General features: G+C 50.0%; 1 protein-coding gene. It reads right to left on the bottom strand.

Annotated features, from left to right (window positions below; translation table 11 throughout):
- Window positions 1-158: 158 nt before the first annotated feature.
- The gene (locus NXS07_RS22130; RefSeq protein ID WP_368859266.1) at window positions 159-233 is read right to left on the bottom strand and encodes a DUF465 domain-containing protein; all 75 of its coding nucleotides are present in this window, start codon (window positions 231-233) and stop codon (window positions 159-161) included.
- Window positions 234-236: the final 3 nt, after the last annotated feature.

The raw sequence follows: 236 nt of genomic DNA, 5'->3' as shown, positions 1-236 counted from the left end.
CTGAAAACCATTGCGAACTATCGTATCATTTGTTTGAAAGGGGCCGAACATCGACCCCAGATCGTCGCCTTCCGCGACTGGCTGACAGAACAAACCAATAGTGTTGCGGACCTTGCCCGCAAACACGATCTGATTGATCTGCGCGACGTTTCGTCAGATTAGGCGTTGACGGATAGTCGCGTTATTTCCTCTTTCAGCCTTAGCTTCTGCTTCTTGAGTTCTGCGATTTCCAGGTC

This window comes from Xenorhabdus bovienii, from assembly GCF_024721015.1.
GTDB lineage: Bacteria > Pseudomonadota > Gammaproteobacteria > Enterobacterales > Enterobacteriaceae > Xenorhabdus > Xenorhabdus bovienii.
Note: the sequence above shows the minus strand (reverse complement) of the source record. Positions and strands in the feature narration are given on the sequence as shown.